This window comes from Bradyrhizobium sp. CCGB20 (assembly GCF_024199855.1).
Classification (GTDB): Bacteria; Pseudomonadota; Alphaproteobacteria; order Rhizobiales; family Xanthobacteraceae; genus Bradyrhizobium.
In genome coordinates this window covers 1,388,092-1,405,744 of the sequence record NZ_JANADN010000001.1, presented here as the reverse complement: position 1 = coordinate 1,405,744, position 17,653 = coordinate 1,388,092, and the positions used below count along the sequence as shown (strand labels likewise).

Below are 17,653 nucleotides of genomic sequence, written 5' to 3'. Positions count from 1 at the left end.
GGCGCCGCCGCGGCGGCACCATGGCCGCGGAACGCGTCATGGGTCCCGCGGTGGAGCCTTGAGGCGCTCTCAGACTTTAGCCTTGCGTGGACGAACCCTGGCCGAAGATGCGGCGGAGCAGATCGGTCACGTTCTTGGCGCCGGCCTTCTTCAGGATGCCGGCGCGATAGCCCTCGACCGTCCGTGCGCTGAGATGCATGCGCCGGGCGATTTCCTTGTTGGTGAGGCCGGCCGCAAGGTGCTCGAGCACATCGCCTTCGCGCGCCGTCAGGGGCTCGCAGCCGGGCAGCCAGCGTTGCCGGTTCGAGCCGGGTTGCCCAAACTCGTCGATGGCGGCATCGATCCGGTCGACGATGTCGTGGGTGCGGAACGGTTTTTCGATGAAGTCGGCCGCGCCGCTCTTGATCGCGTCGACGGCCATGGCGATGCTGCCATTCGCCGAGGTCATCAGCACCGGCGCCATGCAATTCTCCTCGCGCAGCTGCTTGAGCACGTCGAGGCCGGAGCGATCCGGCGGCATTTCCAGCAGCACGCAGGCCGGCATCCGCGCCCTGGCTTCCGAGAGCAGCGACGCACTATCGGCAAAACAGATCACGTCATAGGCGCTCTGCTGGAGCGCGTTGGACAATTGTTCGCGGGAGGCGGCGTCAGTTTCAATGACGAATACCTCACCCTTGGAAAGCATGTTCCCCGGCATAATCCCGATCCAGCAATGTCTTGGTCAAATGGCCCGAGACAGCAGCGGGCCCCGTCGCGCCGCGCCGTCATACGCACGGCATTCACGCCCGTGCTTCGGTTTCCCTTATGTATGTTCCATCCTGTTCCTGGATTTGACGGATCGGGACAGAAACTTTACATTTCGGGACATCTGCGGGAATGGCTGGCAGGAACGGGTCGCATGATCGACCTCATTCGCAGCGCAGGCTTGAGCTACTACCCGGATGTTGCCCGGTCGGTGGGACTCGACCCGAAGCAAATGATGCGCAAGGTCAGGCTGCCGCTGGCCGTGCTCGACAAGCCCGATACGCCCATTGCCGTGACCAGCCTGCGCCGCCTGCTCGAATTATCGGCAGAAGCGTCAGGTGCCGAAGATTTCGGCTTGCGGCTCGCCGAGCGCGGCGGTCTGACCAACTTTGGCGCGGTCGGCCTGATCGTGCGCGAACAGGCGACCGTCGGCGAGGCCATCGAAGCGTTCTCGCGCTTCATCCATGTCCATCACGACGGCATGAAGCTCGACGTCACCAGGGACAAGCAGACCGTGACCATCACGCTGCATTTGCGCGGCCGGCAGCCGACCGCGCCGCGCCAGTCGATCGACATGGCGCTGGGCAGTATCCACCGCATCCTCCAGTCGCTGTTCAGCAGCGATTGGCGGCCGCTCGAGGTGCATCTGCATTATTCGCCGCCGCACGACCGCAAGCGCTACCGCGACTTCTTCGGTTGCCGCGTGACCTTCAATGCCGATGACGACGCGATCCTGTTGTCGGCGCGTGACATGGAGCGGCGGATTCCGAGCGCGCATCCGCTGATCGCGAGCTATCTGCGCAAGCGGATCGAGGCGATCGAGACTCGGCCGGCAAGCTGGGAGCAGAAGGTCGACGAGGTGGTACGCATCCTGCTCGCGAGCGGCGACTGCACGGTCGAGCGCGTGGCCGAGCATCTCGCCTGCACCCGCCGCACCGTCCATCGGCACCTCGCCGAAGCAGGCACCAGCTTCTCCGCGATCCTCGACGCGCAGCGTGCCGATCTCGTGATCCAGCTGGTCGACGACGCCCGCCGGCCGCTGGCGGACATCGCCACGCAGCTCGGCTTCTCCGCGCAGAGCGCGATGGCGCGCTGGTTCCGCGGCCGCTTCGGTTGCACCATCACCGAATGGCGCAAGGGCGTGCGGCCGCTGGCAAAGCCGTCCGGCGTGCCCTCGGCCAGCGCGGCTTGAGCTCAGCGTGCCGGGGCCGGCACGCCCATGATGGCCAGCGCGCGGCGGGGGCTGCCGGCGAGCAAGGGGCCGAACGCGATCGCAAAACCGAGGAACGCGACTATCCAGCCGCAGGCGGCGATGTGCAGCAGCACATCGCCATGCGCCGGTAACACCACGGCGGCGACCCGTGCCACTGCCGCGACGATGATCGCGACGTAGATGCCTTGCGTCGCTGGCGCGGCCGTCAGCGCCTGCCCGGTATGACCGAGGCTTGCGCGCGTCATCACCGCGAGCGTCATGGTTCCGGCCGCGCCAGCCATCCAGGCATGAATGCCCGCGCTCGGCGGCAGCGCGCCGAAGACGGCCAGGGCATGCAGGATGAAGCCGAGCGGCACGAAGACGTACCCGACATGCAGGATCAGCAGCAGCCGCTCGCGCGTGGTGCGATCACCGGCCCAGCGTGCGAGCCGGACCAGATGCAGCACGCCGACGAGCGCCATGACCACGCCGGTGATCATGTTCAGCGGGGCCACGATCCACGCGATCAGTACGAGCGCGCTGCATCCGATCACCGCGCCGTCGAAGCGCCCGAACGGCACCGGCAGGCGGCCGGGATTGAACTTGACCAGCCAGTTGCGGGTGAAGCTCGGGATGATGCGGCCGCCGATCAGCGAGATCATCAGCAAGACCACACTGATGCCGACGCGGATGCTGACATCGGCCGCGCCCTCGAAATGCGCTTCCAGATGGAACGCGACATTGCCGGCGAGCAGCACCAGCACGAGCACCACCACCGGCAGATTGCGCCAATTGCCGCCGGCGATGATCTCGCGCGTTGCGGCCGCGACGACCAGCGCCAGGAAGGCGGCATCGACGACCAGCGCGAACGCCCAACCGATATCCGCGGACAGGGTCACAGCAAGACGTCCGGCAAGCCAGACCACCAGCAGCGCGCCCAGCGACGTCCCCTGGATCGGCAGCCGCCCGGTCCAGTTCGGAATCGCCGTGAACAGGAATCCCGTGATCACCGCCGGCAGGAAGCCGTAGAGCATCTCGTGGACGTGCCAGTCGCGCGGCGCGAAGGCGGAACTGACGGATAATTCGCCGTAGAACATCGGCAACCACGCCAGGATCGACAGCCCCGCCTGGATCGCGGCGAGCAGGAAAAAGGGCCGAAAGCTGTTCGCAAACAGCGGCCAGCCCTCAAAATTGCGGGATCGGGCGCCAGCCATGGGGGCAACTCCTGTGAATTCGGACCGTTACTTGAATGGTCACTTGGAAAAATACTGCCGTCCGGGCGGTCCGTTTTGCGCTATCGCAAACTGCCTGACGATTGCAGGTGCCATCACACTCCCGAGCGCCAAACTCCTGAGCGCCAAGGAGGCAGAATGGCCAAGGTCGACACATCGCTGGTTGCGCATTTGCCGCTGTTCGCCGGCGTCAAGCCGGAGGACCTCGACGAGATCCTGCGCGAGGCCCGTTCGGCGCGTTATCCGAAGAACACAGCCATTTTCGAGCAGGGCGCCGATGCGCAATCCTTCTTCCTGCTGCTGCACGGCCATGTCCGCGCGGCCAAGACCACGCCGACCGGCGAGCAGATCGTGGTGCGCTATGTCGCCCCCGGCGAGACCTTCGGGCTCGCGATGGCGATCGGAGCCGCGCATTATCCGGCAACCGCGATGGCGGTCGACGACAGCGTGGTGCTGATCTGGCGGAATTCGGCCTGGCCGCGGCTGATCGAGCGGTTTCCGGCGATCGCCGCCAACACGCTCCAGACCGTCGGCGCGCGGCTGCAGGAGAGCCACACCCGCATTCTGGAAATGTCGACCCAGCAAGTCGAGCAGCGCGTCGCGCATGCGTTGCTGCGGCTCGCAAAACAGTCCGGCAAGAAGCTCGACCACGGCATTGAGATCGATTTCCCGATCAGCCGCCAGGATATCGCGCAGATGACCGGCACCACGCTGCACACCGTCAGCCGCATCCTGAGCGGCTGGGAGAGCCAGGGCCTCGTCGAGAGCGGCCGCCAGCGCATCATCCTGCGCGATCCGCACAGGATCGTGGTGCTGGCGGAGCGAACGGCGGACAGCGGCCCGGCTTGAATTAGGGGTGAGGGCGCTTCCGCTTACGGCGAAAAGTGCGCCCTCACCCGGGAATCCGCGCGCGACCCGCGCGAACTCCAACCCGCCTCACGCCGGCACGCATTCGCACAGCGCGGCGAGGAATTTGTCCTGATCGATGCCATGCTCGCGGCAGGCGTCTTCCACGGTGTGGAAGGTCGCGATCGGACAGCCGACGCAAGCCATCCTGAAGGCGAGAAACACGCGGATCGTGTGCGGCGCCGTGCGCATGATGTCATCGACCAGATCGTCGGATCGGAAGGGCATGGACAACTCCGTTCCGAAGTGACGATAGCGGAGCGGGGTGGTGTTTCTTTGTTGGAGCGCAAGCTGCGCTGTCATTCCGGGGCGCGCGCAGCGCGAATCCGGAATCCATCGGGCAGCACGTGACGCAGAACAATGGATTCCGGGCTCGCGCCAAGTGGCGCGCCCCGGAATGACGGAGGGAGCCTACACCGCCCTGCTATGCAACTGCTTCCCCGGATCCAGATGCGCGTCGAACGCGGCGGCAACGCTGCGGACCAGGAAGCGCGAGTCGTTTGCGACCGCGAGGCGGTCGCCGTCGAGCCTGACGATGCCGTCCGAGATCAGCGGCTTCAGGCGCGCGGCCGATTGCAGCATCGCTTCGGGTTGCGCGCCATGGCGCGCGCAGATGTCGCCGAGATCGGCGCTGAACTCGCACATGATGCGCTCGATGATGTCGGCGCGCAGCCGGTCGTCGTCGGTGAGCCCGTAGCCCTTGGCAGTGGCGAGGCGACCAGACGCGATGCTTTGCGCATAGCCTCCGATCTGCACCTCGTTCTGCACATAGCCCTGCGGCAGATGTCCGATGGCGCTGGCGCCGAAGCCGATCAAAACCTCACCCCTATCGGTGGTATAGCCCTGGAAATTACGGCGCAACGTCCGGTCCTCGAAGGCGACGGCCATGGCGTCGCCGGGGCGGGCGAAATGGTCGAGCCCGATCTGCACATAGCCGGCTTCCTTCAGCGCATTGGCGATCGCGCAGGCCTGGTCGTGACGCGCAAGACCATCAGGCAGATGGTTCTCGTCGATCATGCGCTGGTGTTTCTTGAACGCGGGCACATGCGCATAACCGAACACCGAGAAGCGGTCGGGCCCGAGCGCGAGCGAGCGCCGCACGGTGTCCAGGCACGAGGCGACGGTCTGGTGCGGCAGGCCGTAGATGAGATCGAAGTTGATGCCCTTGATGCCGGCATGCTGGAGCATGTCCACGACGGACGCCGTCTGCTCAAAACTCTGCACGCGGTTGATCGCGCGCTGCACGACCGGATCGAAGCTCTGCACTCCGAGGCTGGCGCGGTTGACGCCGGAGAGCCGCATCGCCTCCACCATCTCTGATGTCAGCGTGCGCGGGTCGATCTCGACCGCGATCTCGGCCGACGGCAGCACGAAGAACGAATGTCGCATCGCCGCCATCAATTCGGCAAAGGCCTCCGGCGCCATGATGGTCGGCGTGCCGCCGCCGAAATGGATGTGCTCGACTTTGATGCGGCGGCCGATGGTTTCGGCGACCTGTGCGATCTCGCTGCGCAGCGTCCGCTGATAGGCCGCAATCAGCCCGTCGCGGCGGACGATCTGGGTATGGCAGCCGCAATACCAGCACATCTCACGGCAGAACGGCACGTGCAGATAAAGAGACGCGCCGGCGCTCGCGGGCAACTCGGACAGCCACCTAGCGTAAGTATCTGCACCGATCGCCGACGAAAAATGCGGCGCGGTCGGATAGCTCGTGTAGCGCGGCAGACGTTCTTCGCCATAGCTCGCTGCGAGATCTGTCCTCATGTCTTACCCATTCGTAAATCGATGCCGCGCGGTGGCGCGGCAATCCCGGATGGCATTGGATTACCCGTTTCCGGGCGGACCACCTTGCGCTCGCTCAAAGTCCGGGCGCCTGATCGCGAGCATGATGACGTTCAATCATTGCTCCCTGGAGATAGGCCATGACGTCGCTCGCGCTCGATCTCGTTCTCTGGCTCACCGGCGTTCGCGGTCACATCCCGCGCTTCGACGATTTTCGTCCCGTACCCGCCACGCCCACGGCAGGCGCAGGTCATATCGTGCGCGCCGTCGCGATCACGGCCGCCGTCTTTGCCGCACTGTCGCTCGCGGTCTGGGGCACGGTCTGGATTGCGATCCAGCTTCTCTAGTCGACAACCAAACATTCGCGATCAAAACGCAGTTGAAGATGCGAACGATTTGCCTCTGGCGAAATTGAGCCGCGCGGCAACGCGTCCTTCGCATCGTCGATGCGATCTTCGGCAAACCTCTTAAGGATTTTACCGGAGACGAATCCGGCAAAAGCTTGTCGCAGCGCAAACACTCTTGCCGCAACAGGCGCACACTGCATCCGTCATCAAAACCCTTTCAGATGAAGGATGCTTCCGATGTTCACCCGCAGAGCCGCATTGATCAGCGCCGCCGCGACCGCCTTGATGCTCGCGACACCCACGTTCGCGGCCAGCGAGCTCAAGCTGCCGCGGCAGAAGGTCGAGCTGGTCGCCCCGCCCTTCGTGCATGCGCATGAGCAGGCCACGACGCAGGGCCCCAAGATCATCGAATTCAAGATGACCATCGAGGAAAAGAAGGTGGTCATCGACGACAAGGGCACCACCTTCCAGGCCATGACCTTCAACGGCTCGATGCCGGGCCCGCTGATGGTCGTGCATGAGGGCGACTATGTCGAACTGACGCTGGTCAATCCCGCGACCAGCACCATGCCGCACAACATCGACTTCCACTCCGCGACCGGCGCGCTCGGCGGCGCCGAGCTCACGCTGGTCAATCCCGGCGAGCAGGTCGTGCTGCGCTGGAAGGCAACGCGGACCGGCGTGTTCGTCTATCACTGCGCACCGGGCGGCCCGATGATCCCCTGGCATGTCGTCTCCGGCATGAACGGCGCGGTGATGGTGCTGCCGCGCGACGGATTGAACGACGGCAAGGGCCACGCGCTGAAATACGACAAGGTCTACTATGTCGGCGAGCAGGACATGTATGTGCCGCGCGACGAGAAGGGCAAGTTCAAGTCCTACGACTCGCCGGGTGAAGCCTTCACCGAGACCGAAGAGGTGATGAAGAAGCTGATCCCCTCCCATGTCGTGTTCAACGGCAAGGTCGGCGCGCTCACCGGCAAGAACGCGCTGACCGCCAAGGTCGGCGAGAACGTGCTGATCGTGCATTCGCAGGCCAATCGCGACAGCCGTCCGCATCTGATCGGCGGCCATGGCGACTATGTCTGGGAGACCGGAAAATTCTCCAACGCGCCTGAGACGGGCCTGGAGACCTGGTTCATCCGCGGCGGCTCGGCGGGAGCAGCGCTGTACAAATTCCTGCAACCCGGCATCTACGCCTATGTCACGCATAATCTGATCGAGGCCGCTGACCTCGGCGCGACCGCGCACTTCAAGGTCGAAGGCAAGTGGAACGACGATCTGATGACCCAGGTGAAGGCGCCTGCGGAGATACCGGTTCCCAACACCAACTAGACGCGACAAGGGGCCGGTCATCACCGGCCCCTTCTTTCTTTGGGGGACGAACCATGTGGATCGCATTCAAGCTGAAGCTGCTGCTCGCCTGCGCCGCCGGGCTCGCAGGACCGATCGCGATGGCACCGCTGGTCACCGAGATCACGGTGCACGGCACGGCGACGGAGCCCACCATCATCAGGGTCGCGCCCGGTGATCTGTCCTATCGCGAAGCCGGCGATTTCACGCGCGGCGGGCAGCAGGCCGAAGTGCCGCTGCGCGCGATGCGCTTCAATCGGCCGCTGCACATCATGCGGCACCAGGTCTCGTCATCCGACTATCGGCTTTGCGTGCAGGACGGCGCCTGCCGGGCGCTCGATCGCGGCGTCGCGATTGCGTCTGATCGTCCCGCGGTACAGGTGAGCTGGCATGATGCGCAGGCCTATGCGGGCTGGCTGTCGCGCAAGACCGGCCACAACTACCGCCTGCCGAGCGATGCCGAATGGGCCTTTGCGGCGGGCTCCCGCTTTAGGGATGACGGCGCGCCCGTGGACGCAGACGATCCTTCGAAGCGCTGGCTCAGCCGCTACGAACGTGAATCCGAGCGCGACCTCTCCGACACGACGGCCTATCCGTTCGGCAAGTTCGGCATGAACGAGCACGGCATCGAGGATCTCGCCGGCAATGTCTGGGAATGGACCTCGACCTGCTTCGTGCGCTCGCGGATCGACGAAGCCGGCAATGCCGGCCGGGCGACCGTGAATTGCGGCGTGCGTGTCGCCGAGGGGGCGCACCGCGCCTACGTCACCGACTTCATCCGCGACGCCCGCGCCGGCGGCTGCGCGCAAGGCGTGCCGCCCGCCAATCTCGGCTTCCGCCTGGTCCGCGAGGAGCCGTCATGGGTCGCGAGCGTGTCGGCGCGGTGGAGCAAAGTGTGGGCGAGGTCGTAACCGAGAGCGTCGCCGCGCAAAACGAAAATGGCCGGGACGAAGCCCGGCCATTTCACGATCGTTCGCGATAGCTGTCTTACGTGTTTTTCAGCGCGACGCGGAATTCGGCTTCGGTCTTGGCCTTGACCTCGTCGAGCGAGACGCCGTCGGCGAGCTCGATCAGGGCCATGCCACCATCGCCATGCTTGTCGATGGTGAAGACGGCGAGATCGGTGACGACCATATCGACCACGCGCTCGCCGGTCAGCGGCAGATTGCACTTCTTCAGCAGCTTCGAGCCGTCCTTGGCCGAATGCTCCATCACGACGACGACGCGCTTGACGCCGGCGACGAGGTCCATCGCGCCGCCCATGCCCTTGACCATCTTGCCGGGGATCATCCAGTTGGCGAGATCGCCGTTCTGGGCCACCTGCATGGCGCCGAGGATCGACAGGTCCATGTGGCCGCCGCGGATCATGCCGAAGGAATCCGCGCTCGAGAAATACGAGGTCGAGGGCAGCTCGCTGACGGTCTGCTTGCCGGCGTTGATGAGGTCGGCGTCCACCTCGTCCTCATAGGGGAACGGTCCCATGCCGAGCATGCCGTTCTCGCTCTGGAGGCTGACATCGACCCCGTCGGGGATGAAGTTCGAAACCAGCGTCGGGATGCCGATGCCGAGATTGACGTAGTAGCCGTCGCGCAATTCCTTCGCGGCGCGCGCGGCCATCTGTTCACGGGTCCAGGCCATCTTCGTCTCCTGATCTCAAGCTGCCGTGCGCGGGCGGGTGTTGCGGAATTCGATGCGCTTCTTGGCCGTACCGACCTCGACGATGCGCTTCACGAAGATGCCGGGCGTGTGGATGTGGTCGGGATTGAGTTCACCGGCCGGAACCAGATGCTCGACCTCGGCGACCGTGATCTTGGCGGCCGTCGCCATCATCGGGTTAAAGTTGCGCGCGGTCTTGCGGTAGATGAGGTTGCCGGCGGTGTCGCCCTTCCAAGCGTGCACGATGGCGAGGTCGGCGAACAGGCCGCGCTCCATCAGATACTTCTCGCCGTCGAACTCCTTCACTTCCTTGCCTTCGGCGATCAGCGTGCCGACGCCGGTCTTGGTGTAGAAGGCCGGGATACCGGCGCCGCCGGCGCGGATGCGCTCGGCCAGCGTTCCTTGCGGATTGAATTCGAGTTCCAGCTCGCCGGCCAGGAATTGCTGGGCGAACAGCTTGTTCTCGCCGACATAGGACGAGATCATCTTCTTGATCTGGCGGGTTTCGAGCAGGCGGCTGAGGCCGATGCCGTCGACGCCGGCATTGTTGGAGACGACCGTCAGGCCCTTGACGCCGGACTCGCGGATCGCGTCCGACAGCTCCTCGGCGATGCCGCAGAGGCCGAAGCCCCCCGACATGATCATCATGTTGTCTTTCAGAATGCCGTCGAGAGCCGACTTGGCGTCGGGATAGACCTTGTTCATGCAAATAACCTTCGACTGAACCTTCGGCGGGCAGGCGTCGCGCCTCATTGGCGGCGATTATTAGGCGAAATCCTCCAAAGCCGTCAATGATACGGGGTTCTCCGTTCCGCGCCCGGGTGATAGAAGCTGCCCACGCCGTGGGCAGAACCGCCCGCGGCCTTGAAAGCGACAAGAAAACCCATCAAGTTGCGGGGGTTGGGTGTGGGCATGCAGGTTTTCCGGCCCGCCCTTCTGGCTCCAACGACCAACCCGATCAGGACATGCCATTGACCATGGCCCAAGGAATGAAGCGCCTCGGGACGCCGATCGCGGCGCTGCTCGGCGTCGCGCTGATCGCCCTGATCGCGACCTCCTGGCTCATCAACCGCGACGCACTGCGCAAGGCCGTGGAGGCGCAGATCCGCGACGTCACCGGGCTCGAGCTCAGCGTGGCAGGCAGCATCGACATCTCGGTTCTGCCGGCAAGCTACATCTCCTTCCATGACGTCGGCCTGAAGGGCGGCGGCACCAGCGACCCGGCTCTGCATGTCGACGTGCTCACCGCCAATCTCCGGCTGCTGCCGCTGCTGCTGCAACGCTTCGAGATCGCCGACCTGACGCTGCTCCGGCCGCGCATCCATGTCAGCCTGAAGCAGGATGGCGAAAGCAACTGGACGCCCTTCATCCAGACCATCGCGCGCACCATGAAGCCGGGCGCCGACAACCAGGTGTCGTTCTCCGAGATCAGGATCCAGGACGGTGTGCTCAATTACGAGGACGCCGTCACCCACGCCTCCGAGAAGTTCGAGGACATCGACCTGTCGCTGGCCTGGCCCTCGATCTCGCGGTCGTTCGCCGCAACCGGACAATTCGACTGGCGCGGCGAGCGCGTCGACGGCTCGATCAGCTTCGCCGACTTCGTCGCCGCCCTCTCCGGCGACCGCTCCGGGCTGAAGGCGCGGATCGCCAGCGCCCCGCTCAAGCTCGCCTTCGACGGCAGCGTCGCCAACCGCACCAGCCCGATGATGGAAGGCACGCTCACCATCGACAGCCCGTCCTTGCGCAACGCGCTGCGCTGGACCGGCCAGCCGCAGCCCGGCAGCGGCGGCTTCGGCCGCTTCGCGCTGAAGGCGCGCGCCAATGTCGTCGGCGCCTCGATCGCGCTCACCAACGTCAATGTCGACCTCGACGGCAACACCGCCGAAGGCGTGATGACCTACGCCAATAACGGCCGGCAGACGCTGCAGGCGACACTCGCCGCCGACGCGCTCGACTTCACACCGTATATCTCGACCTTCCGCCTGCTCGCCAGCGGCGCCCGCGACTGGAACAGGCAGCTGTTCGATCTCAACGGGCTCTCGACCACCGACCTCGACATGCGCCTGTCGGCAGCCAGGCTGACGGTCGGGACGTCGAAACTCGGCCGCACCGCGATCGGCGCCAATTTGCGCAACGGCACGCTGGCACTCTCGGTCGGCGAAGCCCAGGTCTATGGCGGCATCGCCAAGGGCTCGTTCGGGATCGCGCGCTCCGACACCGTCGCCGACGTCAAGGCGCAATTCCAGTTCACCGATGTCGATCTTCAGGCCTGCGCCTCCGAATTGTTCGGCCTCAACAAGCTGTCCGGCCGCGGCAACATCAACGTCTCGCTGCTGGCCTCCGGCTCGAGCCCGTTCGGCCTCGTGCAGTCGCTCGACGGCACTGCCACGGTGACCGGGCACGACGGTGCGATCTCGGGCTTCAACGCCGAGCAACTCCTGAAGCGGCTGGAGCGGCGGCCGCTGTCGGGCGGCGGCAATTTCCGCAGCGGCTCGACCCCTTACGACACCCTCACCATCGCGGTGAGGTTCTCCGACGGGATCGCCACCGCCGAGGACATCCGCATCGAAGGCCCGGCCGCGAAGATCACGCTGACGGGCACCGCCTCGGTGCCAACGCGCGAATACGACATGAAAGGCGTGGCGAGCCTCAACACGTCGTCCGGCTTTCAACTGCCATTCATGGTGCAGGGTCCCTGGGACGATCCCCTGATCTTCCCTGACCCTGAAAGCCTGATCCGCCAGTCGCCGGCGGCGTCGCCCTTCCTCGACCTGCTGAAGCGGCGCATCACCGGCGAGAAGCACCCTGCGCCGGCAGATTCGCCGACGGCCGAGAATGCCAAGGACAACGCAAAGTCCAACTGAGGACGGCGATCGTCGGGCGCTACCGGATCATCGCGAATTGATCCGGCCGAATTGATGCGGCGATTGGATCGATGCGTGCATTAAGCATCTGGTCCGGCCCAACACCCCACGACCTATGTCTGACAAGATGCCGCTAGATCGGCTGACGGCCATGCGCTAGTGTTTTATACGACCGGTTAAAAACACCGGCCGTTTGAGGGAGAAAAACGTGAAATCCAAGGCTATTGGCGCAGTATCATTGGCGGTCGCTGCGGTTGGGCTGTTTGCGGCCACTGCACCCGCTTTTGCGCAGCAGAAAACGATCACGGTCTGGTGGGGCAAGGGCTTCTATCGGTCCGAAGACGACGCGCTGATCGACACGATCAAGAAGTTCGAAGCCAAGACCGGCATCAAGGTCGAATTGTCGCAGTACGCGATCCAGGACATGATTCCGAAGACGGTCGCCGCGCTCGATGCCGGCACCGTGCCCGATGTCGCCTATTCCGATTCCTATGACGTGCAGGCGCAGGGCAAGTGGGCCTATGAAGGCAAGCTCGAGGATCTCTCGGACGTCATGGAGCCGATCAAGGGCCGGTTCGTGCAGAACACGCTGGATGCCTCGATCCTCTACAACGACGTCACCAAGAAGAAGGCTTATTACGGCTTCCCGCTGAAGCAGCAGAGCATGCATGTCGAGATCTGGAACGACATGCTGGAGAAGGCCGGCTTCAAGCTGAGCGACATCCCGACCGACTGGGCCGGCTACTGGACGTTCTGGTGCGACAAGGTTCAGCCGGGGATCCGCAAGGCGACCGGCCAGCGCATCTACGGTGTCGGCCAGCCGATGGGCGTTGAATCCACCGACGCCTTCCAGTCGTTCTACACCTTCATGGACGCCTATCACGTCAAGCTGGTCGACGACGACGGCAAGCTCCTGGTCGACGATCCCAAAGTGCGCGAGAACCTGATCAGCGCGCTGAAGGACTACACCGACACCTATATCAAGGGCTGCACGCCGCCTTCCTCCACAACTTGGAAGGACCCGGACAACAACGTCGCTTTCCACAACAAGACCATCGTGATGACCCACAACTTCACGATCTCGATCGCGGCGAAGTGGTTCGAGGACTCGCAGAACCAGGCTCTCACCCAGGAGCAGCGCGACGCCGGCAAGAAGGCCTATGAGCAGGACATCGTCACGGCGTCCTTCCCGAAGGCACCGGATGGTTCAACCATCCGCTACCGCTCCGACGTCAAGACCGGGCTGGTGTTCACCGCGGCCAAGAACAAGGCCGAGGCCAAGCAGTTCATCAGCTTCCTGCTCCAGGAAGAGAACGTCCGCCCGTATATCGAGGGCGCGCTCGGTCGCTGGTTCCCGGTGACCAAGGAAAGCCAGGCCAGCCCGTTCTGGCAGGCCGACAAGCATCGCAAGGCGGTCTACGCACAGTTCACCGGCGGCACCGCGGCGTTCGACTTCACCAAGAACTGGAAGTTCACGATCCTCAACAACGAGAACGTCTGGGCCAAGGCGATGAACCGGGTCGTCAGCGAGAAGGTCCCGGTCGACAAGGCCGTCGACGAGCTGATCGCCCGCATCAAGCAGGTTGCAGGCTAAGTTCTCTTTTCTTCCTCTCCCCGCTGGCGCGGGGAGAGGCGAAACGCTAATACCGGCCGCCTCGTGCGGCCGGAAGTCCTTTCAAAGAGTCCTGAAGAATGGCGATCACGCTCTCTGGCGATCAGTCGATGCCCGCTCCGCCCTTGTCGTCGCGGCTGACCCCGGCGCAGGTCTGGGGCATCGTGCTGCTCGCGCCCTATCTGCTCGTCTTCCTCGCCTTCGTCGTCTATCCCGTCTGCTACGGGCTGTGGCTGGCGCGGGCCCCGTCGAACTATGTCGCGCTGTATCACGATCCGATCTTCGCGCGCGCCGCGGTCAACACGCTGATCTTCCTGGTCATCGGCATCAACATCAAGATGCTGATCGCGCTGTTCCTGTCCGGCTTCTTCGCGCAGCAACGCACCTGGATCAAATGGCTCTCGGTGATCTTCATCCTGCCCTGGGCGGTGCCGTCGATCCCGACCATCCTGTCGGTGCGCTTCATGCTCAATCCCGAATGGGGCGTGATCAACCACATCATCTTCTCCTTCACCGGCGATGACGGCCCGAACTGGCTGAACGACCCGACCGTGGCGCTGGCCATGGCGATCGGCGTGCACATCTGGAAGTCGCTGCCGTTCTGGACGCTGATCCTGATCACCGGGCGCCTTGCGATCCCGCATGATCTGTTCGAGGCCGCCGAGGTCGACGGCGCGAGCTGGTGGCAGAAATTCCGTTTCATCACCTGGCCGTCGATGCAGACCCTCTACATCACCTGCACGCTGCTCTCGATGATCTGGACGCTCGGCGATTTCAACAGCGTCTATCTGCTCACCGGCGGTGGCCCGGCTGACCTCACGCACGTGCTGGCGACGCTCGGTATCCGCTATCTCCGGCTCGACCAGCTCTCGCTCGCGATGGCTTCCATCGTCTGCGCGATGCCGTTCGTCCTGCCGCTCGTGTACTTTATGATGAAACGGTTGTCGCGATGAAGCTTCCCGGCGTAAGCGAATTTTCCTGGCGCGACGTCGCGACCGAAGCACGGTTGCTGCTGATCGGCATTCCCGTGTTCCTGTGGACGATGATTCCGATCTACCACATGTTCCTGTTCGCGATCTCTCCGAAGGAGGACGCGTTCTCGGGCAAGCTGTGGCCGGATCATCCGACGCTGCACAACTTCGAGATCGTGTTCAAGCAGCAGCACTACTTCCTGCGCGACTTCTACGTGCAGTTCTGGAATTCGCTGGTGATCGCGGCATCGGTCGGCGTGCTGACGCTGGTCATCGCGACCGCCGCGGCGTTCTCGATCTCGCGGCTGAAGGTGCCGGGCGGCCGCGCTGTGCTGAACCTCGCGCTGTTCACCTACTTCATCCCTGCGGCGTTCCTCGCCGTGCCGATGTACCGCACCATGGGCAATTACGGCCTGCTCAACAATCACTGGTCGCTGATCCTGGCCATGGTGACGATCGCCAGCCCTTACGCGATCTGGGTGCTCAAGCAGGCCTCCGACAAGCTGCCGGTCGAGCTCGACGAAGCCGCGGTGATGGACGGTGCCACGACGCTCCAGATCTTCCGCCTGGTCTACCTGCCGCTGATGATGCCCTCGCTGGTCGCGATCGGCACCTATGCCGTGCTGCTCGCCTGGAACGAATATCTCTACGCGTTCCTGCTGCTGTCCAACGACCGCGAGATCACCCTCCCCGTCGCGCTCGGCAACTTCCTCGCTGCCGACGATTCGCCCTGGGAGCTGTTGATGACCACCGGCTTCATCTACGCGCTGCCGCCGGCCGCGGTCTATTACGCCTTCCGCCGCTACATGGTGGGCGGGCTCACGGCGGGTGCGGTGAAGTCCTGACGCAACAGGACGCATCGGGTCGCCCGCAAGCAGGGCGTTCGAGCGACAGCGTGGAGAATAGCGGGTTGTCCACGCCTGCTCTAACCGCGCAGCCACGGCTGCGCGCAAAGGCCCTCAGGCCGCCTTGCGCACAGTCTGCAGAAACTCCGCGACAGCTGTCTTGAGAGCGCGTGCCTGATCCTGCAATGCTGAAGCCGCCGTGAGTGCGGCTTCGGCACCGGCATCGGTCTCGCCGGCCACAGTACGGACGGCGCCGACCTGGTCGGTCACGGCCGTGGTGCCGTTGGCGGCCTGCTCGACATTGCGCGCGATCTCGCTGGTTGCCGCACCCTGCTCCTCGACGGCTGAGGCAATCGTCGTCGCGATCTCCGTCATCTCGGCAATGGTTCTGCCGATCTGGCCGATCGCAGCGACCGACTGCCCGGTCGAGCCCTGGATCTCGGCGACGAGCCCTGCGATCTCCTCGGTGGCACGCCCGGTCTGGGTTGCGAGGCTCTTCACTTCGTTGGCGACCACGGCAAAACCCTTGCCGGCATCGCCGGCCCGCGCGGATTCGATCGTGGCATTCAATGCCAGGAGGTTGGTCTGGCTCGCGATCGCCTGGATCAGTTGGACCACGGTGCCGATCCGCTCGGCCGAATCCGACAGCGCGCGCATCAGCGCCTCGGTACGCGAGGCCTCCGCCTTGGCCTGATCCGACACCGATACGGAGCGCGCGACCTGGCTCGAAATCTCCTTGATCGAGGCGGCGAGCTGATGCGTCGCGGCCGCGACGGTCTGCACGTTCGAAGACGCCTGGGCCGACGTCGCGGCGACCTGCTCGGCCAGCGAGCGACCGCGCTCGGCGACGCGGGCGAGACTTCCGGCGCTCTGGCCCATCTCCTCGGCGCGGCTCGAAACGCCGCCAATGACGCCCTCCATGCCGCGATCGAAGCGGTCGGCGAGCTGAGCCATCATCGACGCGCGTTCCGTCTCGGCCGCAGCACGCTGCGCGGCAGCGTCCTGTTCCATCCGCCGCACAACTTGCGCATTCTGGCGGAACACCTCGACCGCGCCGGCCATGTGACCAATTTCGTCACCGCGCCCGCCGCCCGGGATCGCCTCGTCCAGCTCGCCTGCCGCAAGGCTCTGCATGCGCAAGGTCATCTGACCGATCGGGCGCGACACGCTGCGTCCGATCAGCCAGGCCAGCAACGCGCCCAGGATGAGTGCGAACGCGGCCACCGTGAACACGAGATTGCGGGTTTGATCGACCGAACCGGCCGTCAGCCGGCTCTGCTCGGTGCGCGTCGCACCGAGGGCCCGGCTGATCTCGGCCGCCTTGGCGTCGATCGCGCTGCTGGACTTGACGAGATCGGCCTGCGCCTTGCGCAGCTCGCCCATCGCGGCAGACAGCTCCGTCAGCGTCGCCGATTGATCGGCAAGCACCTTTTTCAGCGCCGCGATCAGGTTCTTCAGTCGCGGCGCTTCGACGTCGGCGATCTCCGCCTCGCTATCGGCCACCGCGGCCAGCGCGTAGCCGATCGTCATCCCGGCATCGTCGGCGTCGACCTGGGCCTGGGTGATGGTGAAACGCAGCATCGAGACGCGCATCGCATCCACCGTACCGGCCAGACGCAGCGGCTGGAGCAGACGGTCAGGCTGGTTGGCAAGCGTCACATTGATCGCGCCAACGTCGAGGCCTGCCGAGGCGCCGAGCGCCTCGCTCTTGGTGCTCGCGCTGCGCAGACGATCGACCGCGGCGGCAACCGCCGTGAAGGATTTGCGATAGGTGCCGAGCGCATCGACCAGCGCGCTCCGGCCGGCGGCAATCGCCGGCAGGCGGGCGAACTGCTGATCGACCTGGTCAAAGGTCTGGCCAAAGCCGTCGATCGCCTTCATGGCGCTATCGCGGTCGCCGAGATTGCGCGTCCGGATGAACTTCTCGACGGTGACGTTGGACGAGAGCAGCGCGGCATGCACCCTCGCCATGCCGGCATCGCCGTCGGCGCTGGTGACGAGCTCGCCGACGGTGCCGCCGATCTCGGACAGCCGCATGACAGCAAGCAGCGCCAGCACGCAGAGGAAACCCAGGACCAGCGTGAAGCCGCCGAAGATGCGCGGGCGGATGCCGATGCGCGACAGGAGCAATGACAGGTTCATGATG

16 protein-coding genes are annotated in these 17,653 nt (G+C 64.8%); 9 read left to right on the top strand and 7 right to left on the bottom strand.

Annotated elements, in window-relative coordinates:
• Window positions 1-76 precede the first annotated feature (76 nt).
• Entirely contained in the window at window positions 77-697 is a 621-nt protein-coding gene (locus NLM15_RS06525; protein ID WP_254116205.1) for a response regulator transcription factor, read from the bottom strand.
• Window positions 698-898: 201 nt separating this feature from the next.
• Between NLM15_RS06525 and NLM15_RS06520 the strand changes: the two genes are divergently transcribed.
• Window positions 899-1,936 (top strand): AraC family transcriptional regulator, encoded by a 1,038-nt coding sequence (locus NLM15_RS06520; RefSeq protein WP_254116204.1) that lies wholly within the window; start codon window positions 899-901, stop codon window positions 1,934-1,936.
• A gap of 2 nt (window positions 1,937-1,938) precedes the next feature.
• On the opposite strand, the gene NLM15_RS06515 is transcribed toward NLM15_RS06520, so the two are convergent.
• On the bottom strand, window positions 1,939-3,150 hold the full coding sequence (locus NLM15_RS06515) for an NnrS family protein (protein ID WP_254116203.1): 1,212 nt from the start codon (window positions 3,148-3,150) through the stop codon (window positions 1,939-1,941).
• A gap of 156 nt (window positions 3,151-3,306) precedes the next feature.
• Here NLM15_RS06515 and NLM15_RS06510 point away from each other — a divergent pair, with 156 nt between their 5' ends.
• Entirely contained in the window at window positions 3,307-4,017 is a 711-nt protein-coding gene (locus NLM15_RS06510) for a Crp/Fnr family transcriptional regulator (protein ID WP_254116202.1), read from the top strand.
• 87 nt (window positions 4,018-4,104) lie between these two features.
• On the opposite strand, the gene NLM15_RS06505 is transcribed toward NLM15_RS06510, so the two are convergent.
• Together NLM15_RS06505 and hemN are read right to left on the bottom strand one after the other, a co-directional pair.
• On the bottom strand, window positions 4,105-4,302 hold the full coding sequence (locus NLM15_RS06505) for a DUF1858 domain-containing protein (RefSeq protein WP_027561005.1): 198 nt from the start codon (window positions 4,300-4,302) through the stop codon (window positions 4,105-4,107).
• Window positions 4,303-4,485: 183 nt separating this feature from the next.
• A complete protein-coding gene (gene hemN, locus NLM15_RS06500) occupies window positions 4,486-5,838 on the bottom strand; it encodes an oxygen-independent coproporphyrinogen III oxidase (RefSeq protein WP_254116201.1) in 1,353 nt (450 codons plus the stop codon).
• A gap of 158 nt (window positions 5,839-5,996) precedes the next feature.
• Here hemN and NLM15_RS06495 point away from each other — a divergent pair, with 158 nt between their 5' ends.
• From NLM15_RS06495 to NLM15_RS06485, 3 genes are all read left to right on the top strand, one after another.
• A complete protein-coding gene (locus NLM15_RS06495; protein ID WP_254116200.1) occupies window positions 5,997-6,203 on the top strand; it encodes a hypothetical protein in 207 nt (68 codons plus the stop codon).
• Between the two features lie 237 nt (window positions 6,204-6,440).
• Window positions 6,441-7,538, top strand: a complete 1,098-nt coding sequence (nirK, locus tag NLM15_RS06490) for a copper-containing nitrite reductase (protein ID WP_254116199.1) — start codon at window positions 6,441-6,443, stop codon at window positions 7,536-7,538.
• Window positions 7,539-7,591: 53 nt separating this feature from the next.
• Window positions 7,592-8,467, top strand: a complete 876-nt coding sequence (locus NLM15_RS06485; protein WP_254116198.1) for an SUMF1/EgtB/PvdO family nonheme iron enzyme — start codon at window positions 7,592-7,594, stop codon at window positions 8,465-8,467.
• A 76-nt stretch (window positions 8,468-8,543) separates the two neighbouring features.
• Here the strand turns inward: NLM15_RS06485 and NLM15_RS06480 are convergent, their stop codons facing one another.
• Window positions 8,544-9,194 carry a 3-oxoacid CoA-transferase subunit B gene (locus NLM15_RS06480; RefSeq protein WP_011089829.1) on the bottom strand — a complete coding sequence of 217 codons (651 nt, stop codon included), beginning with the start codon at window positions 9,192-9,194 and terminating at the stop codon, window positions 8,544-8,546.
• A gap of 15 nt (window positions 9,195-9,209) precedes the next feature.
• The gene (locus NLM15_RS06475) at window positions 9,210-9,917 is read right to left on the bottom strand and encodes a CoA transferase subunit A (RefSeq protein ID WP_011089830.1); all 708 of its coding nucleotides are present in this window, start codon (window positions 9,915-9,917) and stop codon (window positions 9,210-9,212) included.
• 272 nt (window positions 9,918-10,189) lie between these two features.
• On the opposite strand from NLM15_RS06475, the gene NLM15_RS06470 reads away from it, so the two are divergent.
• The 4 genes from NLM15_RS06470 (at window position 10,190) to NLM15_RS06455 (ending at window position 15,507) form a co-directional block, all read left to right on the top strand.
• Window positions 10,190-12,079, top strand: a complete 1,890-nt coding sequence (locus NLM15_RS06470) for an AsmA family protein (protein WP_254124159.1) — start codon at window positions 10,190-10,192, stop codon at window positions 12,077-12,079.
• 208 nt (window positions 12,080-12,287) lie between these two features.
• Window positions 12,288-13,673, top strand: a complete 1,386-nt coding sequence (locus NLM15_RS06465; protein WP_254116197.1) for an ABC transporter substrate-binding protein — start codon at window positions 12,288-12,290, stop codon at window positions 13,671-13,673.
• A gap of 98 nt (window positions 13,674-13,771) precedes the next feature.
• A complete protein-coding gene (locus NLM15_RS06460) occupies window positions 13,772-14,644 on the top strand; it encodes a carbohydrate ABC transporter permease (protein ID WP_254116196.1) in 873 nt (290 codons plus the stop codon).
• Window positions 14,641-15,507, top strand: coding sequence for a carbohydrate ABC transporter permease (locus NLM15_RS06455; RefSeq protein WP_254116195.1), 867 nt, complete (start codon window positions 14,641-14,643; stop codon window positions 15,505-15,507). Before NLM15_RS06460 ends, NLM15_RS06455 begins: the two co-directional genes overlap by 4 nt.
• 114 nt (window positions 15,508-15,621) lie before the next feature.
• Here the strand turns inward: NLM15_RS06455 and NLM15_RS06450 are convergent, their stop codons facing one another.
• Window positions 15,622-17,649 (bottom strand): methyl-accepting chemotaxis protein, encoded by a 2,028-nt coding sequence (locus NLM15_RS06450; protein WP_254116194.1) that lies wholly within the window; start codon window positions 17,647-17,649, stop codon window positions 15,622-15,624.
• Window positions 17,650-17,653 lie beyond the last annotated feature (4 nt).